20 protein-coding genes and 2 pseudogenes are annotated in these 22,919 nt (G+C 70.9%); 13 read left to right on the top strand and 9 right to left on the bottom strand.

From position 1 onward, the window contains the following. Nucleotides 1-737: 737 nt before the first annotated feature. Nucleotides 738-1,379, top strand: a complete 642-nt coding sequence (locus tag DIZ27_RS41585) for a hypothetical protein (RefSeq protein WP_146229100.1) — start codon at nucleotides 738-740, stop codon at nucleotides 1,377-1,379. Nucleotides 1,380-1,737: 358 nt separating this feature from the next. On the opposite strand, the gene DIZ27_RS41580 is transcribed toward DIZ27_RS41585, so the two are convergent. Both DIZ27_RS41580 and DIZ27_RS41575 read right to left on the bottom strand, forming a co-directional pair. Then, the gene (locus DIZ27_RS41580; RefSeq protein WP_109383506.1) at nucleotides 1,738-2,535 is read right to left on the bottom strand and encodes a DUF5707 domain-containing protein; all 798 of its coding nucleotides are present in this window, start codon (nucleotides 2,533-2,535) and stop codon (nucleotides 1,738-1,740) included. 385 nt (nucleotides 2,536-2,920) lie between these two features. Continuing rightward, entirely contained in the window at nucleotides 2,921-3,679 is a 759-nt protein-coding gene (locus tag DIZ27_RS41575) for an IS6 family transposase (RefSeq protein ID WP_181383964.1), read from the bottom strand. 181 nt (nucleotides 3,680-3,860) lie between these two features. Between DIZ27_RS41575 and DIZ27_RS41570 the strand changes: the two genes are divergently transcribed. From DIZ27_RS41570 to DIZ27_RS41555, 4 genes and pseudogenes are all read left to right on the top strand, one after another. Then, the gene (locus DIZ27_RS41570) at nucleotides 3,861-4,727 is read left to right on the top strand and encodes a hypothetical protein (RefSeq protein WP_146229099.1); all 867 of its coding nucleotides are present in this window, start codon (nucleotides 3,861-3,863) and stop codon (nucleotides 4,725-4,727) included. Nucleotides 4,728-4,731: 4 nt separating this feature from the next. Next, the gene (locus tag DIZ27_RS48595; RefSeq protein WP_109383504.1) at nucleotides 4,732-8,508 is read left to right on the top strand and encodes an NACHT domain-containing protein; all 3,777 of its coding nucleotides are present in this window, start codon (nucleotides 4,732-4,734) and stop codon (nucleotides 8,506-8,508) included. A gap of 43 nt (nucleotides 8,509-8,551) precedes the next feature. After that, entirely contained in the window at nucleotides 8,552-9,679 is a 1,128-nt protein-coding gene (locus DIZ27_RS41560; protein WP_109383503.1) for an integrase core domain-containing protein, read from the top strand. 215 nt (nucleotides 9,680-9,894) lie between these two features. Continuing rightward, nucleotides 9,895-10,795: pseudogene (locus tag DIZ27_RS41555) on the top strand (P1 family peptidase); the annotation flags it as partial. 34 nt (nucleotides 10,796-10,829) lie between these two features. Here the strand turns inward: DIZ27_RS41555 and DIZ27_RS41550 are convergent. Beyond that, complete coding sequence (locus DIZ27_RS41550; protein ID WP_109383502.1) at nucleotides 10,830-11,648, bottom strand: class I SAM-dependent methyltransferase; 819 nt, start codon at nucleotides 11,646-11,648, stop codon at nucleotides 10,830-10,832. Nucleotides 11,649-11,821: 173 nt separating this feature from the next. Here DIZ27_RS41550 and DIZ27_RS41545 point away from each other — a divergent pair, with 173 nt between their 5' ends. Further along, the gene (locus DIZ27_RS41545) at nucleotides 11,822-12,262 is read left to right on the top strand and encodes an OsmC family protein (RefSeq protein WP_109383501.1); all 441 of its coding nucleotides are present in this window, start codon (nucleotides 11,822-11,824) and stop codon (nucleotides 12,260-12,262) included. 35 nt (nucleotides 12,263-12,297) lie between these two features. Here the strand turns inward: DIZ27_RS41545 and DIZ27_RS41540 are convergent, their stop codons facing one another. After that, the gene (locus tag DIZ27_RS41540; RefSeq protein ID WP_109383500.1) at nucleotides 12,298-12,480 is read right to left on the bottom strand and encodes a hypothetical protein; all 183 of its coding nucleotides are present in this window, start codon (nucleotides 12,478-12,480) and stop codon (nucleotides 12,298-12,300) included. Between the two features lie 115 nt (nucleotides 12,481-12,595). On the opposite strand from DIZ27_RS41540, the gene rpmG reads away from it, so the two are divergent. The 3 genes from rpmG (at nucleotide 12,596) to DIZ27_RS41525 (ending at nucleotide 14,103) form a co-directional block, all read left to right on the top strand. Continuing rightward, nucleotides 12,596-12,760, top strand: a complete 165-nt coding sequence (gene rpmG / locus DIZ27_RS41535; RefSeq protein ID WP_109383499.1) for a 50S ribosomal protein L33 — start codon at nucleotides 12,596-12,598, stop codon at nucleotides 12,758-12,760. Nucleotides 12,761-12,806: 46 nt separating this feature from the next. Further along, entirely contained in the window at nucleotides 12,807-12,929 is a 123-nt protein-coding gene (gene ykgO / locus DIZ27_RS41530) for a type B 50S ribosomal protein L36 (protein ID WP_019525784.1), read from the top strand. Nucleotides 12,930-13,038: 109 nt separating this feature from the next. After that, nucleotides 13,039-14,103 carry an NAD(+)/NADH kinase gene (locus DIZ27_RS41525; protein ID WP_109383498.1) on the top strand — a complete coding sequence of 355 codons (1,065 nt, stop codon included), beginning with the start codon at nucleotides 13,039-13,041 and terminating at the stop codon, nucleotides 14,101-14,103. Between the two features lie 9 nt (nucleotides 14,104-14,112). On the opposite strand, the gene DIZ27_RS41520 is transcribed toward DIZ27_RS41525, so the two are convergent. Further along, nucleotides 14,113-14,517, bottom strand: a complete 405-nt coding sequence (locus tag DIZ27_RS41520) for a DoxX family protein (protein ID WP_258308839.1) — start codon at nucleotides 14,515-14,517, stop codon at nucleotides 14,113-14,115. Nucleotides 14,518-14,793: 276 nt separating this feature from the next. Continuing rightward, nucleotides 14,794-15,270, bottom strand: coding sequence for a MarR family winged helix-turn-helix transcriptional regulator (locus DIZ27_RS41515; protein ID WP_109383496.1), 477 nt, complete (start codon nucleotides 15,268-15,270; stop codon nucleotides 14,794-14,796). A 99-nt stretch (nucleotides 15,271-15,369) separates the two neighbouring features. Here DIZ27_RS41515 and DIZ27_RS41510 point away from each other — a divergent pair, with 99 nt between their 5' ends. Further along, the gene (locus DIZ27_RS41510; RefSeq protein ID WP_109383508.1) at nucleotides 15,370-16,479 is read left to right on the top strand and encodes an epoxide hydrolase family protein; all 1,110 of its coding nucleotides are present in this window, start codon (nucleotides 15,370-15,372) and stop codon (nucleotides 16,477-16,479) included. Nucleotides 16,480-16,731: 252 nt separating this feature from the next. Beyond that, nucleotides 16,732-17,452, top strand: a pseudogene (locus DIZ27_RS41505) (IS6 family transposase). On the opposite strand, the gene DIZ27_RS41500 reads toward DIZ27_RS41505, so the two are convergent. Continuing rightward, a complete protein-coding gene (locus tag DIZ27_RS41500) occupies nucleotides 17,418-17,663 on the bottom strand; it encodes a Tn3 family transposase (RefSeq protein WP_181383963.1) in 246 nt (81 codons plus the stop codon). The pseudogene DIZ27_RS41505 and the gene DIZ27_RS41500 sit on opposite strands and share 35 nt — an antisense overlap. A gap of 700 nt (nucleotides 17,664-18,363) precedes the next feature. Between DIZ27_RS41500 and DIZ27_RS41490 the strand changes: the two genes are divergently transcribed. Then, complete coding sequence (locus DIZ27_RS41490) at nucleotides 18,364-19,308, top strand: DMT family transporter (RefSeq protein WP_258308837.1); 945 nt, start codon at nucleotides 18,364-18,366, stop codon at nucleotides 19,306-19,308. Nucleotides 19,309-19,485: 177 nt separating this feature from the next. Here DIZ27_RS41490 and DIZ27_RS41485 read toward each other — a convergent pair whose 3' ends face one another. Continuing rightward, the gene (locus DIZ27_RS41485) at nucleotides 19,486-20,616 is read right to left on the bottom strand and encodes a hypothetical protein (RefSeq protein WP_109383493.1); all 1,131 of its coding nucleotides are present in this window, start codon (nucleotides 20,614-20,616) and stop codon (nucleotides 19,486-19,488) included. An 83-nt stretch (nucleotides 20,617-20,699) separates the two neighbouring features. Between DIZ27_RS41485 and DIZ27_RS41480 the strand changes: the two genes are divergently transcribed. Further along, nucleotides 20,700-21,281 carry a hypothetical protein gene (locus DIZ27_RS41480; protein ID WP_109383492.1) on the top strand — a complete coding sequence of 194 codons (582 nt, stop codon included), beginning with the start codon at nucleotides 20,700-20,702 and terminating at the stop codon, nucleotides 21,279-21,281. A 41-nt stretch (nucleotides 21,282-21,322) separates the two neighbouring features. On the opposite strand, the gene DIZ27_RS41475 is transcribed toward DIZ27_RS41480, so the two are convergent. After that, entirely contained in the window at nucleotides 21,323-22,585 is a 1,263-nt protein-coding gene (locus DIZ27_RS41475; RefSeq protein ID WP_109383491.1) for a DUF2384 domain-containing protein, read from the bottom strand. Between the last annotated feature and the right edge of the window lie 334 nt (nucleotides 22,586-22,919).

Raw genomic sequence — 22,919 nt, 5'->3', positions numbered from 1 at the left:
GGCAGAACGCGGCGTCCTGCGCAGTCCGTGCCCGCACCGCGATCCGCTCGCCCTCGTCGGTCACATCCTCGATGACCAGCGGGGACAGACCCGAAAATACCGTCTGCACAAGCTCGTTGACATTCTTCACACGAATGTCAACGACCCTCACGACTCTCCGTCACCACCGAAAGTGAGACAGGGCCAACTTAACGGCTCTGTCTCCCATGCGGTGGTGACAGAACGCCATCGCTGATGTGCCTGGTCCGAGCTTCGAGGAGAGCAGTCGCAGACGCACCGTCGAGCGGGACGGACCCGGTGTCGACGGTCGCGTCACCCGTGCTGGTCTGGGAGTGTTACTGCCAGCCACGGCAACTACTTACCGTCACCACCGCATGGGAGACAGAGCCGCTCGTTTGACAGACCCACGAAGCCGGATGAGCAGGTGAACGGGGCCAGTCGAGGCAGCCTGGTTGTCATCGATGAGGCATTCAACTTGTCACAAGCGCTCATTCGGCAGCCTTCCCGTCACCAGTACCGAAGACCGGGACCGGGATGGAGGGGCGCCGTTCGCGAGTGCCGGCCGAGTGTGGCGTGCGCCAGGAGCTCCCATCCCGTCTGCCATCGACCCAGGCAGAGCCGAGCAGACGCGGTCCACGGTGTGTGGGTCGACGGCAGACGGGATGGGAGCTGGGGCGAGTGGTGGGCTGGGAAAACGGGGCGGGTGCCGGGCAGTACGGGTGATCTAGGGTGTGTCGATGCAGCCCTTCCCGTCGCCGCAGATACCGGCGAACGAACTCCGGCCCGGCCGTCACTGGTATGCAACAGCGGCCGCGATCACCGTCGTACTGATCGTGCTGGGCATAGCCATCGGCGTGTACCGGTTCACAAACACGATCAACGCGGTGGACACGGACAACCAGTTCGCCAACGGCGACACCGTCACTCTGCGGCTCGAGCCGGAACACGAGAAGGCGATCTGGCTCAAGGACGAAGTGCAAGGCACGTGGTTTGACCAGGCGTGCGGCATCACCGGGCCGGGCGACCCCGGTCTCACCGATCCGGGAATCGACGTGTTCCTCACCCGCAACGAGACCTGGAACCCGCTCTACACCATCGACGTGCCGCGGGCGGGCGACTACAAGGTCACCTGCACCTCCCAAGGGCCGTCCCGGTACGCCATCGGGGACCCCGGAGGCTTTGTCACGTTTGGAGGCTGGCTGATGCTGGCCCTCCTTCTCCCGATGCTCGGAGTCAGCGTCGGCGCCGCCGTCGTCCTCGTCACCGCCTTCCGCCGCAGAGGCCATCGCAAGCGGCTGCTCGCCGAACGCTACGGCTCCGGTGGCAGCCACCCCGCACAGCCCGCTCTGAGCCCCGGTGCCGGTCCCGACCGACAGTGACGCGCCGCCGGTAGCCTGGACCTCGACAGCGCCTCCGAAACGGCCGAACAGGGGCGTCGCACCCCCAAGGGGGCCAACTGCCGCCGGAGAGCGCGGCAGGCGGGCACCTGTGCCCCCTACGTGCCCGATGGAGCGGCACGGAGCGGGGAACAACGGGAACTCCCGGCGAGCGTCCCGAGAACGCGCAGGTCATCGTCTTGCCTGGTCGGGACGGGTGCGCGTACGCGATCTTCCAAACTGGTGCTCTAGGATCCCGAGCGCGCCGGCGCTTTTTTCGGCGGAAACGCCCCCTCGCGGAAACGACGAAGGGCCCGGCCTGACGGGCCCTTCGGTTCTCTCGCTACCGCGCGCTGCGGGACTACTTCACGTCGACGAAGTCACCGGTGGCGTTGACTGCGGGAGTCGAGGTCGTACCGGCGAAGCTCCAGCGCCAGTAGCCGTCCTCCACCGCCTTGACCGTGGTCTTCAGCGTGTCGGTGTTGGAGCTCTTCACCGTTTTGACGGTGGTGTATGTGCTGCTGTTCTTCTTCCGGAACTGGAGTTTGACCGACTGGGACGCGTAGCCCGCGTACTTACGGGTGTCCCAGTTGGCCCGGTCCAGCTTGCCCGTGACCGTGATGGTGCGGCCCTTCTTCACGGGCTCCGGGGAGGCGTTGACCGTCAGCCGCGACAGTCGCTGGAACCTGACCGAGGAGAACCTGTCATTCTCGGTAAAGTTCCCGTCCTTGCCCCATGTGCTGGCGTAGACCCGCCAGGTCGTGGCGTTGGTGTTCCACAGGTATCCGGGATCGACCGTGATGGTGAGGGTGCAGGTCGAGGTTGTTGCGTTCGCGGCCTTGCACTTGGCCCTTTCCCCGTCCGGGTGGAACCCGAAGCCGTACAGGTTCGGGTTGCTGTCGCGGCCCCTCCAGATGTAGGAGAGAGCGTCCTCGATGCCCGAGGAGTGGGACGCGGTGACGGAGACCGTCACCTTCTTGGTGGCGGTGGTACCGAGCACGATCGGCTTTCCACTGTTGACAACGACCTTGCTGATCACCGGGGCGGCGTTCGCCCGCGTCAGCGCGAACGAAGGGTTGCTCGCCTGAGAGATAGGCGCGGCAAGGGCGGACAGGGCCAGGGCGCCGGAGACAGCGGCAACAGTGGCATGAATACGCATTTGTTCCCCAGGTCTGGTCTGTGGGTCTGCTGACCTCACAGACCAGACCTGGGGCGAACGTAAAAGGTTGTACACAAAGATAAAATCGGGAGAACGAGCGGCTTATCCGAGCTGCAATCAGCAGGCCCGTACCCCAACAGATCGCGGACTATGAGCGTCGGCTGCGGCGTGAGGCTCATGCCCAGAACGCGGCGACGAAGCGAGCTGTACAGCAAGGAAGTGCAGCAACCACAGCAACCAACCTCGACCAGTAGCGCCTCTGAGGGGCCATGAAACGGCCTGTATGACCGTCACCGACCGATCCACATGGCGTTGTCACGTTGGTGGGGGGGTGACCGGCTGACGGCGCGTTGGGGCATGGTGGGCTTGTGGTCCGGGTCTGTGGTCAGACTGCGGTGGGCATGGCGGCAGCACCGGTGATCTGGTCCCAGATCGCAAAGCGGACGGTCATCTCGGCGCGGTGGCCGGAGGCGGTCATCAGGTGGCGGCGGGGCTGGAAGTGGGGTGAGATGCCGCTGAAGGCGGACAGGAACCGCTGGGCCCCGCCCACGCTGCGGAATCCCTTCATAGCCCGTTCGCGTTGCCGGGTGGGCTGATGGCTGTTCTCCGCCCGGTTGTTGAGGTACTTCGACTGCCGGTGCTCGACGGAGGGCATGACCTCGCGGTGGGCCGCGCCGTAGGAGCGGAGCTTGTCCGTGACGACCACCCGCGGCACCGCGCGCGTCTTCTGCATCAGGCGGCGGAAGAAGCGTCCTGCTGCGGCCTTGTCCCGGCGGCTCTGCAGGAGGACGTCGAGCACGGTGCCGTCCTGGTCGACGGCCCGCCACAAGTACGTCAGCCCACCGTTGATCTTGATGAAGACCTCGTCCAGATGCCACGTGTCGCCGGACCGGGGCCGCCGGCGGCGCAGGCCGTCCGCGTAGGCCTGGCCGAACGTGGCGCACCAGCGGCGGACGGTCTCGTGGGAGACGACGACGCCGCGCTCGAGCATGACCTCCTCGACCTCACGGAACGACAACGGGAAGCGGAAGTACAGCCATACCGCGTGTGCGATCACCTCCACCGGGTACCGGTGGCCCTTGTACGACGGCGACGCGGACGACACGAACGAACCCCTCCCCGGCACGACCAACTCCAAGATCATCCCAGGCCGGTCAGCCAACGTGACAACGCCCGCCGTCGCCCTGCGGGGCGATCCGCGGTCCTGGAGCGGTCGGGCCGGTCGCGGCCTGTGCCGGGGCGGGTGCGGCCCGTATCATTCTCCGCACCTCGAAGCCGGGCGGGCCGTCCGGCGGCGCCGGGGGGATGACCAGGGGGAGGGCGTCGTGGCATCTCGGTCCACGGGACACAACGGGAGCTTTCTGGCCGCCGCCGGCGAGGGGTTCGAGTGGTGGTATCTCCATGCCGCCTCCCAAGAGCTGTTTCTTACGGTCACCGCCCATCTGACCGATGTCGTCGGTAATCGGGGGTCCGGCCCGTATGTGTCAGCATCCCTGATGCTGGGTGGTGAGAGTCCCGTGCACCACACGGTGCCCGCCGGTATCCGTACGCCCGATGGACGTCTCCACGCACCCCCGTTACTCCAGGAGCATGCGGAGGGCTGGACGGTGGCGCTCGATCTTCCCCGCTACGGGGTGAGCCTGAGCATCGCGCGCATCGGCGGCCCGTGGCGCGCTGACCGGACCTCGCTGCTGGAGGGGACCCGGCCGGACGGGACCGGGCCGGACGGGACGGCCCACTGGTCCGTGCCGATGCCTCTGGCCCGCTTCCACGGCGAAATCCGTACGCCCGGCGGGACGCATGAGGTTGAGGGATGGGCGTATCAGGACCACAACTGGGGCGCCGCACCGCTCCAGCAGGCCTTCACCGCATGGCGCTGGGGCGTTCTGTCCGGGCGGTGCGGGGCCGAGATATGGGCGGTGCTCCTGCGGAGGGATGGCTCCGCGCTCCGTCTCGGGACGCGGGTCGACGGTGCTGGGCGGGCCGTCGACCGTCCCGGCACGGGTTGCGATCTGCGGCGCGGCACGGTTCTCGGCGGCCCGCTGAAGCGGCGGGACTACGGCGTCGACGCACTGTGGACGGCCTCCTACGCCCGCTGGCCCGGCACGTCCGGCGACGGTGACTGCGCGCACTTCGGCATGGTGGAGCGGTTCCTTCTGCGCGCTCCCGGCCCGGGCTGGGCAGGGGGATGAGACCGTGACCCATCCGAGCGTGCGAACCCGCCGCGCCCGTCTGGTGTACATCGCGCTGTGCGCCGTTTGCCTCATCACGGTGCTCTGGCTGGCCAAGCACTACGAGGTGGCCCGGCTCTCGGCGACGCTGATCGCCGTCGTCCCCGCGGCTCCCGGCCTCTACCTCGCGTGGAAGGCCTTCCACGCGGACCGCGTGGAGGCGGTGGACGGCACGGACCTGGCGAGGACGGCGGACCAACTCGCCGTCGCGGTACGGCAGCAGTGGGAGGCGGAGGCGCGGCTGCGGGGCATCGACGAACCGCACCCGCTGCCCGTGCGCTGGACGGCTGCCGGGAGTGAGCTCGCCGAGGAGTGGTCCTACATCGTGCTGACAGCCGAGGGATGGGCCGGCGCCTCCGGGGCCGGACGCCAGGCGTGGGCCGGTGGCGCGGCGGAACTGGCCGGTGGCGGAGCGGAGTTGCCCGATGTCCTCTCCCGCGTGCCCACCGGACGGTTGGTCGTGCTGGGAGAACCGGGCTCGGGCAAGACCGTGCTGCTCAGCAGACTGGTGCTGGACCTGCTGGAACGCCGGTCGGACGGAGGGTGCGTACCGGTGCTGCTGCCCATCGCGTCATGGGACCCCGGGACGGAGGGCTTCCGGCAGTGGATGGCCGAGCGGCTGATGTCGGAGCACCCCGCGCTGAGGGCCGTGGAGAGCACGGCGCCGGGCGGATCCACCCTGGCGATGGCGCTGATGGACCGGCGACTCGTCCTCCCGGTGCTGGACGGGCTGGACGAGATGCCCGCGGTCGCCCGCGCCACCGCCATCAGCCGGCTTAACGACAGTCTGCGTCCGGGCGACGGCCTCGTGCTCTCCTGCAGAACCGAGGCCTACCGAGAGGCGGCGACGCTCGGGGTGGGGGTGTCGTACCGGATGCGGGGCGCGGCGGGCATCGAGTTGCTGAGTCTGGGCGCGGACGACATCGTCACCTATCTGCGGCGGGACGCGGGCGAGGCGGCCGCACAGGCGCGATGGCTGCCGGTGTTCGCGGCTCTGACCACGGATTCGGCCGTCGCCGCGGTGCTGCGCAATCCTCTGATGCTCTCCCTGGCCCGGACGATCTACAACCCGCGCCCGGGCGAGGCCAGCGCGCTCGTTCCCGACCCGGCGGAGCTGGGCGACGCCACGCGTTTTGGCACTCCGGCCGCGCTGCGCGCCCACCTTCTGGAGAGCTTCGGCGCCGCCGTCTACCGGGACATGCCTGGTCATCCGTCTCTCTGGACGGTGGGGAGAGCGGAGAAGACGCTCAGGCTGATGGCCCGGGTCATGGACTCCGCGCCGGGAAGGGCGCCGGAGTTCTTCTGGTGGGAGCTCCCCCGTCTGGCGCCGCGCGCGCTGCGGCCCGCCACGCTGGCCCTATTCGACCTGGTGGCCGTCGTCTGCGGGGTGACCGCCCTGGCCGGTTACCGCTTCGGGCTCGCCGCCGGGGTGGTCAACAGCGGTGCCGTCTTCCTCTATGCGACCTATGCGACACGGCGTCATCCGCGGATCGGCTTCCCGCTCCGGGGCGTGCTGTTGGGCGTGCTGATCGGGGTTCCCGTCACCCTGCTGGGGGCCTGGCTCACAACGCCCACGTTCGGCTGTGTGGTTGGAGCCCTCAACGGGGTGCTCGGATTCTTCGGGGCCGGAGTGTTCGAGAAGCGGACGCTCGTCCCGTCCACTGGATTCCGGTGGACCGTCCGGGGGTCCGTCATCGGCGCCGCCTTCGGTGTGCTCGCGGGTCTGGGGGCGGGTCTAGTCGCTGCGGAGCGAGCGGACGTCACGGTCGCGGTGACCGTGGGGGGGGTCCGTGGCGCTGCTGTCGGGGACCGGGGCGCTGGTCGGGCTCGGTCTCGGCACGGCCGAGGTCGATCTCGAAGCGGCCACAGACCCGTTCACGCTGCTCGACCGCGACCGCAGGTCGTTTCTGTTCTTCGTCCTGATCGCGGGACTGTGCATGGGAGCGGCAGCGTCCCTGGCGGGCTTCATCGGCGTGGTCCCGACCCGGCCGGTCTTCTCCGAGGCGTACGCGGTGAACAACGCCGTGATTCTCGGCGTCGGCATCGTCGCGGGGCTCGGAGCGGGCGCGGTCGGGGCCTGCATGAAGACCGTGTGGGGCAACTTCTTCGTCGCCAAGTGCGTGCTCGCCGCCCGGCGGAGGATTCCGCTGCGCTTCCTCGCCTTCCTCCGGGACGCGCACGAGAAGCGCGGAGTGCTCCGACAGGCGGGAGCCGCCTACCAGTTCCGCCATCTCGAATTGCAGCGCCGACTCTCCGCCGGCCCGGCGGCGGGTGCGGCCCGGAGCCCCCGCAGACGTTCCCCGGGCGAGGGAGTCTCGGTGTGAGGCGAGCACACGCGGCGGTGCTGGGGGGCGGCTGGGCAGGGATGCTCGCGGCAGGCGCGCTGAGCCGACGTTTCTCCCGGGTCACCGTCATCGAGGCGGACACGCTGCCGACCGGTCCGCGACGGCGCCCGGGGCTGCCGCAGGCACGGCACGGCCATCTGCTGTGGTCTGGCGGAGCCCGGGCCGTCGAATCGCTGCTGCCCGGCACGCTCGACTGCTGGGTCGCCGCCGGCGCCCACCGCATCGCCCTGCCGACCGATCTGGTGTACCTGTCCGCAGAGGGCTGGATACAGCGCACGGCGGAGTTCCAGTACATCCTCACCTGCGGCCGGGACCTTCTGGACTGGGTGGTGCGGAGACGCGTACTGGCCGATCCTGCCGTCACCCTGCACGACGGTATACGGTGCACCGGGCTCCTCGGCGATGCCTCGCGGGTCACCGGAGTGCGGCTGGGTGAGGGTCCGCGCGGCTCGGAGCGCGCGCTCCAGGCGGATCTAGTGGTGGACGCCATCGGCCGCGGTTCCCGGGCGCCGCGGTGGCTGGGCGGCCTAGGGCTGCCCGAGGTGCGGGAGCGGCAGGTGGACGCCGGAGTGGCGTACGCGTCGCGGGTGTTCCGGGCGCCCCCCGGCCTCGACGGCGCGTTCCCTCTGATCACCGTCCAGGCCGATCCGCGCTCGGCGGGCCCGGGGCGTACGGCGACGCTGCTGCCCATCGAGGAGGGGCGGTGGCTCGTCACGCTGTCCGGCACCCGCGGCGGTGAACCGCCCACGGACGGGCGGGAGTTCATCGACTTCGCCCGCGGAGTACGCCACCCGGTGGTCGGCGAGTTCGCCGCCCTCGCGGAGCCGGCCGGGCCGGTCCACTCCTCACGGAGCACCGGCAATCGGCGGAGGTACTTCGAGGACCTTTCCCACTGGCCGGACGGGCTGGTGGTCCTCGGCGACGCCGTCGCCTGCTTCAACCCCACCTACGGTCACGGCATGTCGGTCGCGGCCCGCGGCGCCTGCGCGCTACGCGACGCCCTCGACTCCCCCGGTCCGGCGTCCGGTTGGTCCGGACGGGTCCAGCAGGCGATCGCGGACGCCGCCTCCTCGGCCTGGCGCACGGCCACCAGCCAGGACATCCGCTACCCGGGAGCCGTCGGCCCGCGGCCCCGTCTCGCCGTCCGCGTGCTTCAGCGGTACGCCGACCGGCTGGTGCGGACGGCTGGCAGCCAGCAGATCGCCGCGGAGGCGCTGTTCGAGGCGTATACGCTCTCCGGCTCCTTCGCGCGGCTGGCCGCCCCCCGGGTGGTGCTGTCCACGCTGCTCGGGCGGGCGGAGCCGCCCACCTCCGAGCCACCGCTGACCTCGGCCGAACTCGCCTGGCTGCGCCCCGGCTGCGCCCCGGCCGACCGACGCCCGACGGGCATGGACTGACGGCCTGTACCGCTCGGAAAGTCATCGCTGCAGGTGCGTACCCATGTCCTGGAGCGTCGGTAGCAGCCGGGATGCTGTCGTGGTGATCGTCTCGCTGCCGTACAGGGTGCCCCGGAAGCTGCCGGCCGTCCCCGGCATACTGCTGCGCCGCGACACCACGAAGGAAGCTGAACTGTTCGTGCTGCGGCACGAGAACACGGTCCTGCGCCGCCAACTCGCAGGACCGGTGCGCTACGAGCCGGCCGACCGGTTCTGGTTTGCTGCCCTGTCCTCGCTGATACCGCGCCGTCGCTGGGCGCAGGTCTTCCCGGTCCAGCCCGGCACCGTACCGGCCCGGCACCGCAGGCTGATCGCGAAGAAGTGGGACTGTTCCAAGCGCCGCGGCCGCACCGGCCGACGCCCGACCCCGGCCGCGCTGAAGGAGCTCGTCCTGCGCCTGGCCGAGGAGAATCCGAGGTGGGGCCATCGCCGGATTCAGGGCGAGCCGGCCCGGCTGGGGCACCCGATCTCACCGTCCACCGTCCGGCAGATCCTCAACGCTGCGGGCATCGACCCGGCCCCACGCCGCTCCGGCCCCGGCCGGCGCGCGTTCCTCACTGCCCAGGCCGAGGGGATCATTGCCGCGGACTTCTTCCACCCCGACACCGTCCTGGGCAAGCGCCTGTATGTGCCGGCGTTCCTCGAGCACGGCACCCGGCGCCTGCACCCGACCGGCGTTACCGCCCACCCGACCGGCCGGTGGGCGGTGCAGCAGGCGCGCAACCTCGCCGCTGGCTTCGGCACACGGATGGAGTCCCTGCGTTTCATGCTGCGCGACCGCGACACCCAGTACACCGAGGCCTTCGACGCCGTCTTCCCGTCAGAGGACGTGGACGTGCTGCTCGGCGGGCCCCGGGCGCCGCGAATGAACGCCCACTGCGAGCGCGTGATCGGCACGATCCGCCGGGAAGCCGTGGACCACGTGCTGATCGTGAACGAGGCCCGTGCGCGTCGCGTCCTCGGCCGGTACCAAGATCACTACAACGGGCACCGGCCTCACCAGGCCCGGGACCGACTCCCGCCCGACGTGAGCGAGGAACCCGCCGCCGAACGCCGGCACGGCCATCCCGGCAAACTCCGACGCACCCGCATCCCCGGCGGAGCGATCAACGAGTACCGATATGCGGCTTGACCAGCAGCGATGACTTTCCAAGCGGCACAGGCTCCCGCTCCAGCTGCTCGGCGCCGTGCTCATCGTCGTGGGCGTGCTGGCCCTCTCGAAGCTGCCGCTCGCCCGCGCACTGAGCAGCAAGGACCGGAAGCCCCCCGCCGAGGCACCGTGAGGCCGGCCGGCACCCCTGTGCGACGTCCGGCCATGCGGATCAGCTGCCCCACCCACGGTCCGCACCGGGCGTCCGGGTCGGCCACACCACCGTCCGCCGGCACCTCGATGCGCACAGCGGAGTCACCGCCGTGGTGCCCGACGAGGTGAGCCCCTGCCCGCGGGGGTGTCCACCGGCAACGGCTACGGCAAACTCGCCGGCACGACCCGGCTCACCGAACTCGGCACGCTGGAGACCCCGGTGCTGCTGACCTCCACCCTGTCGGTGTTCCGGGCAGCCGACGCCCTCGCCGGCTGGATGCTCCGACGTCCCGGCTGCGAGGAGACACAGAGCCTCATTCCCGTCGTGGGGGAGTGCAACGACGACTTCCTGTCCGACATCCGCTCACGGCTCGTCCGGGAGGAGCACGTACGGGCCGCCCTCGACGGAGCGTCGGACGGACCCGCGACCGAGGGGGCTGCGTCGGCGCGCGCACCGGCACGGTCGCACCGGGCTTCAAGGCCGGCATCGACACCGCCTCGCGCACACCGGACGTGGGAGACCGACGCTTCACCGCGGGCGTCCTGGTGCAGGCGAACTTCGGCGGCACCCTGCGCGGCCTGGGCCGCACCGTGACCCCGCGGCCTCCGGGCCTCGAGCCCGACGATCCGGCGCCAGCGCCGTTGGCGGAGACCGGCTCCTGCATGATCGTGGTGGCCACGGACGCCCCGCTCGACGCCCGGCAGCGCACCCGTGTCGCGCGAAGGGCGGCGTTCACCCCCGCACGCACGGGCGCGGCCTACGGCCACGGCAGCTGCGACTACGCCGTGGCCTTCGGCACCCGGCCGAACGCCGTCGCCTGCGCGGCCGACGCCGAACCGGGCCCGCTGTTCGAAGCGGTCTTCGACGGGGTGGAGGAGGCGGTGCTCGACTCGCTGCTCGCCGCGACGACGACCACCGGATTCCACGACCGGACCGTGCCGGCCCCGCGGCGCGCACGAGTACGCGGGCCCCGGCCGATCAGGTCCGTCGTCCCCACGCTATCGCCATGCCCGGCCCGAGCTCGGCGAGCCGCGGCGAGTCCAGGTATGCGAGAGCCTCCTCGATGACATCGGCGTCGACCTGCCCCGTCGCCTCGAGCGCCGGCCGCATACGACTCCAGGTCTCGGACCAGAACCGGGCCAGGGGACTGCCGGGGAGCAGGGGCGGACAGAACACTTCCGCGGCGACGTTCCGCAGGTCCTCCTCGCTCAGGAAGCGCGGATACGCCGGCACACCGGAGATGTCGGTGCCGATCGTCGTCCCAAGGGCCTGCCACATGGCGTCCATGGTGCGTCGGTACGCGGAGCGGGTGCCGAGAAGGTCGGGCAGTTCCACCGTGTCACCGAGCACCAGTGTTCCGCCGGGGTTCAGCCAGCCGGCCAGCCGGGAGACGATCCGCCGGCGGTCGGGCAGGTGCATCAGGACGAACCGGGCGTGGATCAGATCGAACGCCCCCGGTCTGAGGTGCTCGTCCGTGAGGTCCGCGGTGAGCACCCGCAGCCGGTGATCCCCGAGAGCGGCGAGTGCGTCGGTATCCCTGTCCAGGGCGACCACCTCTTCGACGCCCGCCTCCTCCAGCAGCCACCGCGCGACCGTTCCGGTCCCCGCGCCCACCTCGAGGCAGCGCAGACCCGGCCCCGCGCCCAGCATCCGCAGACGGTGTGTGGTGAAGGGGTCATACACCAGCGCACCGGCGTCGATGCGCGCGGCCTCGCCCGGGCGCTCCGGTTCGAAGAGATCCTCCCCGTACCGGCCGCCGTCGGCGGGAGCGCCGTACGGGATTCGCGAGTCGATCATGACCGGACCTCCGTCACCCCGCGTTCCACCCGGAACCCGAGGTGCGACTGGTCCCGGGAGCCGCGGTGCCCGCGCGGCCGGACTTTCGCCTCCACGGTCTCACAGCCTGCGCGGGGTGGCGCGTGGGCGGCCGGCCCCCGCCCTCCGGGCTCGGGCGGCACTACTGTCGACGCATGAGTGAAGCACCCGGGTGTTCCGTCGTCGTCGAGCGAACCGGCACCGGCCACTTCGTCGCCACCAACGCCCGTGGCGGCACGATCCACTTCGGTACCGCCTCCGGCGATGGAGGGGACGCCGAGTTCACTCCGGCCGAACTGCTGCTCGCCGCGATCGGTGGCTGCACGGCCGCGGACGTCGACGTGGCCACCGTCCGGCACGCCGAGCCGGCCGAGTTCTCGGTCTCGGTGACCGGCGACAAGATCAGCGACGAGCTGGGCAACCGCATGACCGGCCTCGAGGTCACCTTCGCGGTCACCTTCCCGGACGGCGAGGGTGCGGACCGGGCCCGCGCGGTTCTTCCTCGCGCGGTGCGGACGTCTCATGACCGGCTCTGCACGGTCAGCCGCACGATCGAGATCGGTACACCCGTCAGGACGACCATCAGGGACGCCTGAGCGGGCTTCGTCGACACCGTGCGCCGGATCCCGCCCTACGAGGGCCCGTCCGAGGGGCCCGGGACCGCGGCCGGGGCGCGAAGGTTGCGCCGGCGCAGCAGCAGGGCGGGCGCCGCCACTGCCACGGCGACGGCCGCCGCGGCCAGAGCCCAGGGAACGCCGGACATCGCGTCCGCGCCCACGGCATGGTCCACCGACCAGGAACCCGGGCCGGTCATCGCCAGGAGCAGTGCCAGGGCCCCGTATCGGAATATCCCGCCCGCCGACGCCGTTGCACCCCCATGCCGGCATGCCCGAGCCAAAAGGATCGGGCGGTGGCGGAAGGAGCACCTCATGGCACGCAGCACAGCGCGGCCCGTCGTCAGGCTGAAGTCGGCAGCCGGTACGGGAGTCACCTACGTGACCCGTAAGAACCGTCTGAACGACCCCGACCAGCTCGTCCTGCGCAAGTACGATCCGGTCGCCGGAGAGCACGTCCTCTTCCGCGAAGAACGATGACACCCGCCTCCCTCGCCCTCGTGCAGCCCCGCGGAAGGAGACCGTGATGAAGGTACGCAAGTCCTTGCGCTCGCTGAAGTCCAGGCCCGGCGCCCAGGTGGTGCGCCGACGGGGCGTGACCTTCGTGATCAACAAGAAGGATCCGCGGTTCAAGGCCCGCCAAGGCTGACCAGCCACCGCACCACCCGGACGGCCCGGTACCGCGCCCGGTCGACGCGCGCCTGGCCAGGATGGAGCCCCACGCCCAGTCGGGGCGAGCGGACGTCCAGGAGGCGGAGATGGCGGTGGACCGGGTCGGCATGGTCGTACACGGCGGACGTCCCGAGGCCGCGGAGGCGGCCCGCACGGTCCGTGCATGGTGCGCCGAACATGCCGTCGCCTGCAAGGACATCGACGTGTGGAACGACGGCGAACGGCGCAGCGCCCGGCAGGAAATGGCGGCGGCCGGCGACCCCGGCCTCGTCGTCACCCTCGGCGGGGACGGCACCTTTCTGCGCGGGGCCCGGCTCGCGGCCGCCATCGACGCGCTGGTCCTCGGTGTCGACCTCGGCCGCGTGGGTTTCCTGACCGAGGTGCCCATGACCATGGTGCGTACGGCGCTGGACGCCGTGCACGACGACCGGCTCGACGTGGAGCAGCGCATGCTGCTGACCATGCGTGCCTCGTGCCGCCTGGAGGTGCCCTCGGACATCGAGGCGCTCATGAGCTACGGCCGAGGCCCGCTCCTGCCCCCGACCAGCGTGCGCTCCGACTGCGAGACGGGCGGCGAGTGGGGCATCCCGCTGGACGTGACCGCCCTCAACGACGTCGTACTGGAGAAGCTCGCCAGGGACCGGCAGATCTCGGTCGGGGTCTACATCGCGGGCCGGCTGCTGGCCTCGTACTCCGCCGACGCGCTGCTGGTGGCCACGCCGACGGGATCGACCGCCTACAGCTTTGCCGCCGGCGGCCCCGTGGTCTCGCCGGGCACCGAGGCACTGGTCTTCACACCGGTGGCACCGCACATGACGTTCAACCGGTCGGTCGTCGCCGCCCCGGACGAGCCCGTCGGGCTGCGGGTGCTCGAGCGCTCGGGCCGCGCCGCCGTCAGCATCGACGGCCAGCTCCGCGGCGTGATCGGCCCCGGTGACTGGATCGGCGTCTACGCCGCACCGCGCAGGCTGCGTGCCGTACGGCTCGGCCCGATGGACTTCTACGGCCGCCTCCGTGACCGTATGAACCTCACCGACGCGCCTGCCGCGGTCGCCGACGGCACGCCCGCACCGCTCTGGCCGGTCCGCAGTGCGCCGCCGGGAGACCTGGCGCACCTCGCCATGCCGGACGACCCGACGGCATCCGGGTGACGGGGCCCGTCACTCCCTACCCCACCTGGGAACCTCCCGCGCCCCCGGGGACGCGGCACTCGGCGCGGACTGTCGGCGGAGCAGGCCCATCAGCGTCAGGGAGCCCGGCCCGAAGAAGACCAGGAGAAGGAAACCCCAGCAGAACAATGCCGGGGCCAGGCCGCCGTTCTGCAGAGGAAAGGCACCGTCCTTCTGATGCTCGGTGAAGTAGGCGAAAGCCATGGCCCCCGAGCTGAGGAACGCCGCGCTGCGGGTCGCGACTCCGAGGAGAATGAGGGCACCGCAGACGAGCTCGATCACACCGGCGTACCAGAACGGCCAGTCACCCGTGGGGCTGGCCTGCCTGTCCAGTACACCGAAGAGCGTGGCGGCGCCCTCGTTGGTGAACAGCAGGCCGAGGACGATACGGAACAACCCCAGGACGAGAGGCCGGCGAGCCGGTCGCTCAGCTCGGATCCACAGGCATCAAGCCGGTGGATCCGAGCTCAGCCGGCCGCCCCGTGCGCGCGCTCTACCATGCGGCTCAACCACCCCTGGAACAAGTCGGTCTCGCACTTGCCGGACGGGCCGGCGCCCGATTGGCATGAGGCTGGGTCTCAGTCGGGAAGGATCGCGCCGGGCACCGGCAAGAACCGCCCCGAGGCGCCGTCGGTGGCGGGGGCGAGGCTCGGGACGGCGCGGGTGGATGGGCTATTGCGCGTCGTGCGGGCGGGGGTGCGGGGAATGGTGGTGCTCGGTCAGGACGGTCAGCAGAAAAGTGAGTTCGCCCTGCTGGGCGAGGGTGAGGGGGGCGAGGAGTTCGCGCTGGGCGTCGGAGATGAGCGTGTCGAGGCGCTCCAGGTGGCGGCGGCCGGTGGGGGTGAGGGTGATGACGTTGCGGCGGCGGTCGGTGGGGTCGGGTTCGCGGCGGATGCATTCGGCGTCGGCAAGCTCGTTGAGGACGGCGACCATGTCGCTGCGGTAGATGCCGGTGCGGCGGCTGAGTTCGGCCTGGCTGGCGGCGCCGGCCTCGGTGAGCGCGACCAGCACGGCGAAGTGCCACTTGCGAGCGCCTTCGGCGGCCAGGCGCTCGCTGACGAGCCGGTCGGCGACGACCGCGGCCCCGGCGAGCAGGCGGCTGGGGATGGCGCGCAGCCGGGCCGGGGTGGATTCGGGGGTCGGGCTCATGGGGGATCCTCCACCTCTTGTGTTAGTGCCACTAACAGTCTACCTTTGTTAGTGGCACGAACGTTTGGGTTGCGAATGAATTCCCCTGGAGTGAAGACCGTGATCAAGCCGTTCCGCATCGACATTCCCCAGGCCGACCTCGACGACCTGACCGACCGCCTCTCCCGCACCCGTTGGCCCAACGAGGTCGCCGACGCCGGGTGGGACTACGGCTTCCCGCTGGCGCGGCTCAAGGAGCTTGCCGAGTACTGGCGCACCGGCTACGACTGGCGTGCGCATGAGGCCAGGCTCAACGAGCTTCCGCACTTCACCACCGAGATCGACGACCAGAACATCCACTTCGTCCACGTCCGGTCCTCGAAGCCGGACGCGCTCGCGCTGATCCTCACCCACGGCTGGCCCGGTTCGTTCCTGGAGTTCCTCGACGTGATCGAGCCGCTGTCGCGCGACTTCCACCTCGTGATTCCGTCCATCCCGGGTTACGGCTTCTCGGGGCCGACCCACGAGCGCGGCTGGGACGCCGCCCGGGTCGCGCGGGCCTGGGCCGAGCTGATGCGCCGTCTCGGGTACGAGCGCTACGGCGCGCAGGGCGGCGACTTCGGCGCGGGCATCTCGATCGCGCTCGGCGCGATGGCACCCGAGCAGGTCGTCGGGGTGCACGTCAACTACCTGCCGACCCGGCCGGTCCCGGATGCCGGCATCGAACTGTCCGAAACGGACGAGGCCCGGCTGGACAAGGTCCGGCAGCTGATGGCGAACCGCCCGCCGTACCAGGCTCTGCAGGCCCTCACCCCGCAGACCATCGGCTACGCGCTGACCGACTCGCCGGTCGGCCAGCTGGTCTGGATCGCCGAGCGCTTCGCACAGTGGACCGACCCCGCCACGCCGGTCAGCGACGAGCGGATGCTCACCGGCATCTCGCTGTACTGGTTGACCGCCACGGCGGCCTCCTCGGCGCGGTTCCACCACGATGCCCCGCGGGGGGTCCAGCAGCCGTGCCCGGTGCCGCTCGGCGTCGCGGTGTTCGCGCACGACATCACGCAGTCGGTGCGACCGCTGGCCGAGCGGCTGTACGACATCAGGCACTGGTCGGAGTTCGAGCGCGGCGGCCACTTCGCCGCGATGGAGGTGCCGGAGCTGCTGGCCGAGGACGTCCGGGACTTCTTCCTCACCCGCATCAAGTACGACGACCGGGTCGCCACCCGCTGAGAGGTACTGCCGGCCGCGGACTGCCGGGCACCCCGGAACTTCGCGGACAACAGGCCGTTCTCCCTCACCCGGTCCAGCCGCATCGTCGCGCCCTTGTCGATGTGGGTGAGCCGCTGACCGTACACGGTGCGCACCACGTCCGCACCGGCGCGTGCCGCAGTTATCGCGACCCCGGCAGTGTCAAGGGTGCTGTCACGTTGGCTGACCGGGTGGGATGATCTTCGGGTTGGTCATGGTGGAGGGGGACCGTCCGTGGACAGCGCGTCGCCGTCGTACCAGGGGCACCGGTACCCGGTCGAGGTGATCTCCCCCTGCGTGTGGCTGTACTTCCGCTTCCCGCTGTCGTTCCGTGAGGTGGAGGAGCTGATGCTCGAGCGCGGTGTCGCTGTGTCCTACGAGACCGTCCGCCGCTGGTCCGCCAAGTTCGGCCAGGCCTATGCGAACGGACTGCACCGCCGCCGGCCGCGGCCCGGGGATACATGGCATCTGGACGAGGTGTTCGTGAAGATCAACGGGGAGCGGAGGTACCTGGGGCGGGCCGTCGACGCCGACGGCACCGTCCTGGACATCCTCGTGCCAGAGCCGGCGGGACAAGGCCGCCGCCCGGGGTTTCTTCCGCCGCCTGCTGAAGACGACGCGTGCGGTGCCGCGGGTGATCGTCACCGACAAGCTCCGCTCCTACGGCGCCGCCCACCGTGAGGTCATGCCGTCGGTGGAGCACCGCTCGCACCAGGGCCTGAACAACCGGGCCGAGAACAGCCACCAGCCCACGCGGCAGCGGGAACGCGCGAGGAAAGGCTTCCGCTCCGTCGGCGCAGCACAGCGATTCCGGGATGCGTTCCGCGGCATCTCACCCCACTTCCGGCCCCGCCGCCACCGGATGACCGCCGCTCACTATCGCGCCGAGATGACCGTCCGCTTCGCCATCTGGGACCAGATCACCGGAGTTGCCGGCCTGTCCAGCATCCCTTGAACACGCGGCCGGAACCCGGCTTCGCCACGCCCCGACGCACCCCAGGCACCTCCTCACTCAACAACGTGACAGCGCCCGCCTGCTCGTTCTGCTGCTCGGGCTGGCTGCGGGTGACCTTGCCCCCGCGGGCGTAGTGGAGCTGGCGGCGCAGAAAGTGGAGCGACTCGCCCTTGTTGAGCTGCCGGGCGCTCTTGCACCTATTGCGCGACATCCCGCGAGTTCGCCGTGGCCCACAGTTCCTCGACATGGGGCCTGACCGGGCATCTCGTCGCCCTCGGCCTGTGCGTCTATGTAGGGATCGGGACGGTTCTTCAGGAATCCCGAAGAACCGTCACGATCTATCCGGATCCATCACTCCCATCTGCCGGGCTGACCTGCGGTAACGGGAGATGAAAGCCAGGACAAACCCGCGGGATATCGCACAGACGGCCGTCACGCGGGTACCAGCCGGCGAAGTCCTCGTCGTGCCACAGCCCGTCCAACCGGTCCCGCACCCATATCGCCGTCGTATCGTTCGGGTTGCTCGCCCGCGCAATCTGCGCGGTCAGAGACGGGACTTGCTCACCGGAACGGGGACGGAGCGACAACGAACACCCCACCACTGCATCGGCCTGCGGAACAGCCCCGAGCATGACTGTTGATCAGGCTGCCGCACCGGGAAACTCCAAGATCCCCGACTGTGAGGATGGGGGAGGCACCGCTCGAGGGTCTGACCCGATCCCCGATTGACGCTTCGGCTGTCCTTACCCCCCCGCCGACGAACGCGACGTCGGTTTTCCGCCAGCAACCAGGGGTGCACCGTGTGAGGCTCAGGTGATCGGCCAGCTTGTGGCCGGTGGCAGACCACGTAGTGAGTCGCGGGAGGTGCTGAGTTGCGAATGCTTCAGGTCAGGGCAGAGGGTTCACCTCTGGTGCTCGGCCAGTTCGTCTTGCTGGCCTTGGCCTGGGGGGCGAGCTTCCTGTTCATCAAGATCGGCCTGGAGGGGCTGTCGCCTACCCAGGTGGTACTGGGCCGCATGGTGACGGGCGCTGCGGCGCTGCTGCTCATGACGGCGGTAACCCGGCAGCGGCTCCCCCGGGACGCGGCGGTCTGGGGGCACCTGACGGTCGTGGCCGTCCTTCTGTGCGTGGCGCCATTCCTCCTGTTCGCGTGGGCTGAACTGCATCTGTCCTCCGGGCTGGCCAGCATCTACAACGCCACGACGCCCCTGATGACGATGGTGGTCGCGCTGGTGGCGCTTCCCGGCGAGCGCCCGGACCGCGCGAAATTGACCGGTCTGCTGGTGGGCTTCGCGGGCGTGGTGGTCGTGCTCGCCCCGTGGCGGGGACTCGCTGGGGGGAGCGGGGCGGCCCAGGCCGCCTGTCTGCTGGCGACGCTGTGCTACGGACTGGCGTTCGTATACCTGCGCCGTTTCATCTCCCCCCGCGCTCTGCCAACTCTCGCGGTGGCGACCATGCAGGTGAGTCTCGGAGCCATGATCATGTTGCTGGCCGCGCCGTTCACCGCGACTTCCCCCGTTGCCCTGTCGTGGCCCGTGGTGTTGAGCGTCCTTGCGCTGGGTGTGGCCGGATCGGGGCTGGCCTACGTGTGGAACACCAACGTCGTCGCCCACTGGGGCGCCACCAACGCCTCGACGGTCACCTACCTCACCCCGGTCGTGGGCGTCGCGCTCGGCATCACTGTCCTCGGTGAAAGCATCACCTGGAGCGAGCCCGTCGGCGCCATGATCGTCGTAGTCGGCATCGCCATCAGCCAAGGCCGTATCCGCACCCGGCGGTCCACACCGACGCACCCACTGAACACACCTGGCCAGGGCCAGCGTCCCGACCGGAGAAGTGTCCCTGCGCAGAATTGAACCGCGGGCCGGATGTGGTGCTGTCAATCCCCTCTCAGAAAGAGACAGCGAGGAGTCACGATGCGGTGACCGTGGAGACCGGCGCTCCATGGGGCCGTGCGCGTTCCGGCACTCACGCTGTCTCCCCGAGGTGGGGAGGGCGCGGTCCGGCCCGATCGGTGCCAGGCAGGAGGGGCCCTATCGGAGGCCGTGGCGGTCGAGGCGGTGGATGAGGCCGGTGCGGCGTTGATTGTCCTCGCGAAGGCGGATCAGCCGCTGGTGGAAGTCCGTGTCCTGCCCGGTGTGGGAGCAGGCGTCGCGCAGTTCCGCGAGGAGGGTGACGGCCTGGTCGTAGGCGCTGGTCTTCTTGGTGGCGAGGTGCGCCTCGATCTTCTGCCAGGCTGATTCGGCCTCGCTCGCGAGGGCGGTCAGGCGCTGGGCGCGGGCGGTGGTCCGGTCGTGTTCGGCGCGCTGCCGACGTTCGGCGCGCCGTGTGTGGGCGGCGTCCAGGAGTTGGGCGGCGGAGCGGCGCCCGGGGGCCGTGGTGGGTGCGTCGGCACCGTGCAGGCGGTGCAGGAGTTCGGTGCGCAGCCCGGGTTCCGGGCCGAGGGCGAGCCGCAGCAGCAGGGCGTCCTTCTCCTTCTGGGGCAGTGCGGCGATCAGCGGGGCGAGTTCCTTCTTCGTGGGCCTGGCCGGTTTCTTGGGCGCGGCGGGACTGGCCTGGGCCGCGACCGTCAGCAGGTCGTCGTCCACGCGCAGGAAGTCCGCGAGCGCGCGCTGCGGGGCGGTCAGTTCGCCGAGCCCGGCCGGAACGGGCGGCTCCGGGCAGATCCGGTACTCCTCCTCGTCGTCGTCCTCGAGTTCCCAGGCGGCGAGCGCGGAGAGCCAGGCGAGGTAGAGGGGGCGCAGGTCGCCGGTGGCGAGTTCGTCGCGGACGCCGATGAGGGCGGCCAGGGAGTCGTCGGCGCCCTCGACCCAGTCGCCGCCTTCGTCGTCGCTGGTGAGGTCGAGCAGGAGGTGGGTGCGGGTGGTCCAGGCGTCGACGTGGTGGTCGAGGCAGTACGGCTTCACCGTGGACAGGGCCAGGGTCTGCCTGGGCAGGCGGAGCATCAGACGGTGGGTGCCCCAGTTGGTGACGTACAGGTGCGCGTCGAAGTAGCGCTCGACCATGCGGCGCGGATTCCCGCTCAGGTCGCCCCAGTGGTAGGTGTTGGTGAAGCTGGTCGCGGTGATCCGGGCCCGGGTGGAGATGGCCCGCAGCTGTTCCTGTTCCTCGCGGCTGAGCGGCCGGTCGAGGGCCTGGAACTCGTAGTACTGGTACTCGCTCACCTGGCGGACCCTACCGCCGCCGCGGGTGGGTGCGGGTGGGGAACGGCAGCGGTGCTGCAGCTGGCCGCCGCGGGCAGGCTGCGGTGCAGCGACAGACGAAGCGCCTCTCCGCGGCCACGATCCGAGCGCTGGGCGAGATCCTCACCGGCGGTGACTTCTACGGGGGCGAGCTGGTCAGGGCCGTCGCCTGGCCGCTGGTGTTTACCGGGCCGGGTCCGGCACCCGCTGTCGGGGCGCAGAGCCCGGTCAGGGTCCTGCCGAACTTCGACGTCGTGGCACTCGATGGCCTGGCCCCGGCCGAGGCGCTGCTGCTCGACGCGTTCGCGACCCGGTCCGCCGACCATGTCTGGACGCTGTCCACCGCCTCCCTGCCGAAGGCCCTCCACGCGGGCCGCGGCCTGGAGGACCTGCGCCGCTTCCTGACCGGGAGCAGCCCGGGAGAGGAACTGCCGCAGACCGCCATGCCTTTGCCGGCCGACGCCGCCTCCCGCACCGAAAAGGTACGGGATCTGGGCACGTGCCACCTGCTGGAGTGCGTGGACGGGGCACAGGCCGTGATGTTCGAGAAGGACCGCAGGGCGGGCGCGCTGTGCTCCCGGATCGGCCCGAGGCACCTCATGTGGTGGCTCCCGACGATCTCCCGGTCTTCCGCACCGCGCTGCTGAAACTCGGCTGCGTCCTGCCCGCCCGCCCCTGAGCGGAAGGTTCACGCCCAGGGCGCGGTCCGCGGGGCGTGGGCACGTGCTCGGAGCGCGGTGAGGGCGGCGGTTCGGCCGGTGGGGGTGAGGGAGAGGGTGGAGCGGCGGCGGTCGCGGTACGCCAGGAAGTCCAGGGCCTCGCCGGGGCGCAGCCACTGCCACAGGAAGTGGCGGGTGTCGTCGGGCCGTGGGGTGCTGCCGTCGGCGAGGGTGAACGCCTCGGCGGCCAGGGTGTGCACGGCGGCGGTGAGGTCGTCGAGCGTGAGCTCCCCGTCGAGCAGGGCTGCGGCGGCGGCTTCGGCGAGCTCGGCTCGGACGCCGTCGCCGAACCAGGCGTGGGCCGCGGTGGCCTGCAACAGGGCCGGGTCGGCGAGGTGCTGTCGGCCGCGGGCGGTCAGGGCGAGCTTGCGGTGCCGCTTGGCGAGCAGCCGCGCCGCACGGGCGAGTTCGTGCAGTTCGGCGAGGCGGACGACGTCGTACTCGGTGCGCGGCACCATGCCGGGCAGATACCAGTCGTCGCGTTCGGCGGCCTCGATGACCAGGGCGCGCGGCAGGTAGCCGGCCTGGGTCAGCGTCACTCCGTCGCCGACCGACTCCAGCAGCCAGCGCAGGGGTTCGGCCGTGTCGGTGGGTGCCTCGGGCGCCACGCTCAGCAGGTCCGTTACGGTGCCGCGTAGTCGGCGGCGGGCGGCGGGCGGGGCCTCGGCCCAGGTGCGGCGGCGCTCGCTGTGGACGGCGTCCAGCGGGGTACGGCCGTCGTGCGCGGGGTGCGGGGTGGTGAGCCAGCGCTCCAGACGTTTGATGCGGGCGGCGGCGTACCCCCGGGCGCCGGGCACCAGGGCGCCGTCGTCCAGCGCCTGCTCCAGCAGCCGCGAGGCGTTGCTGCGGGCGACAGCCTCGTCGATGCCCATCACCGGCCCCCAGGTGAGCAGGGCGGTGTCCGGCGGGGTCACCGGGGAAGCGTCCACCGCCCGCCGGTAGGCGGCCCGCCCCTGATCGGGCGAGTGCTGCCACGCGTCGAGGATCTCGCGGGTGACCTCCGACGTGCAGACGGCCGCGGTCCGGGGCCTGCCGGCGTCCTGGAGGAGTTCGGCCAGGGCGGTGAGGAGGTGCGGGTATTCGGCGGGCTCGGCCATCCACTTGACGGGCAGCTCGTACCAGCAGAACCGCTCCACGTCCTCCTGGGCAAGCGAGCCGGCCGGGCCGCCGTCCGGCAGCAGCCAGCCCAGCAGCCGGTCCCGCACCTCGCTCGTGTCGTCGGCGCGCGTCATACGTGTCCTTCCCTATCGGGTTCCCGGTCGCGTTCGATGGTCCGGCGCTGCACCCGGTCCCGGTGGAACCCCGGCCGGTCCGCCGCCCGCAGAACGGCACGGGCGGTCGCGGCGCCACCCTGCTGCAGGGCGTAGGAGACCAGGGCCTCCAGCGGCTACCGGTCCTCCGAGCCCAGCACAGTTGCGGTGGCGGTGGGCCGGTCCACCGCCCCGGCCGCGACCTGGGCGTAGGCGCGAAGGCCCAGAATCTCACGGGCGCGGAAGTCCCGGCGGGCAGAGACGTACTCGCTGTGCAGCGCGCAGGCCAGAGTCTCCACCAGGTCCAGGTCGGCCC

The organism is Streptomyces sp. NWU339, from assembly GCF_003143855.1.
Classification (GTDB): domain Bacteria; phylum Actinomycetota; class Actinomycetes; order Streptomycetales; family Streptomycetaceae; genus Streptomyces.
The sequence above is the reverse complement of the archived record's forward strand: the minus strand, read 5'-3'. Positions and strand labels throughout refer to the sequence as shown.

What these genes read in the sequence shown, in the direction of transcription:
- DIZ27_RS41540 (WP_109383500.1), bottom strand. Translation starts at nt 12,480, where the DNA reads ATGACCGGCCCGGGTTCCTGGTCGGTGGACCATGCCGTGGGCGCGGAC.
- DIZ27_RS41575 (WP_181383964.1), bottom strand. Translation starts at nt 3,679, where the DNA reads ATGATCTTGGAGTTGGTCGTGCCGGGGAGGGGTTCGTTCGTGTCGTCC.
- DIZ27_RS41515 (WP_109383496.1), bottom strand. Translation starts at nt 15,270, where the DNA reads ATGAGCCCGACCCCCGAATCCACCCCGGCCCGGCTGCGCGCCATCCCC.
- DIZ27_RS41550 (WP_109383502.1), bottom strand. Translation starts at nt 11,648, where the DNA reads ATGATCGACTCGCGAATCCCGTACGGCGCTCCCGCCGACGGCGGCCGG.
- rpmG (WP_109383499.1), top strand. Translation starts at nt 12,596, where the DNA reads ATGGCACGCAGCACAGCGCGGCCCGTCGTCAGGCTGAAGTCGGCAGCC.
- DIZ27_RS41545 (WP_109383501.1), top strand. Translation starts at nt 11,822, where the DNA reads ATGAGTGAAGCACCCGGGTGTTCCGTCGTCGTCGAGCGAACCGGCACC.
- DIZ27_RS41525 (WP_109383498.1), top strand. Translation starts at nt 13,039, where the DNA reads ATGGCGGTGGACCGGGTCGGCATGGTCGTACACGGCGGACGTCCCGAG.
- DIZ27_RS41585 (WP_146229100.1), top strand. Translation starts at nt 738, where the DNA reads ATGCAGCCCTTCCCGTCGCCGCAGATACCGGCGAACGAACTCCGGCCC.
- DIZ27_RS41475 (WP_109383491.1), bottom strand. Translation starts at nt 22,585, where the DNA reads ATGACGCGCGCCGACGACACGAGCGAGGTGCGGGACCGGCTGCTGGGC.
- DIZ27_RS41500 (WP_181383963.1), bottom strand. Translation starts at nt 17,663, where the DNA reads ATGTCGCGCAATAGGTGCAAGAGCGCCCGGCAGCTCAACAAGGGCGAG.
- DIZ27_RS41580 (WP_109383506.1), bottom strand. Translation starts at nt 2,535, where the DNA reads ATGCGTATTCATGCCACTGTTGCCGCTGTCTCCGGCGCCCTGGCCCTG.
- DIZ27_RS41560 (WP_109383503.1), top strand. Translation starts at nt 8,552, where the DNA reads ATGTCCTGGAGCGTCGGTAGCAGCCGGGATGCTGTCGTGGTGATCGTC.
- ykgO (WP_019525784.1), top strand. Translation starts at nt 12,807, where the DNA reads ATGAAGGTACGCAAGTCCTTGCGCTCGCTGAAGTCCAGGCCCGGCGCC.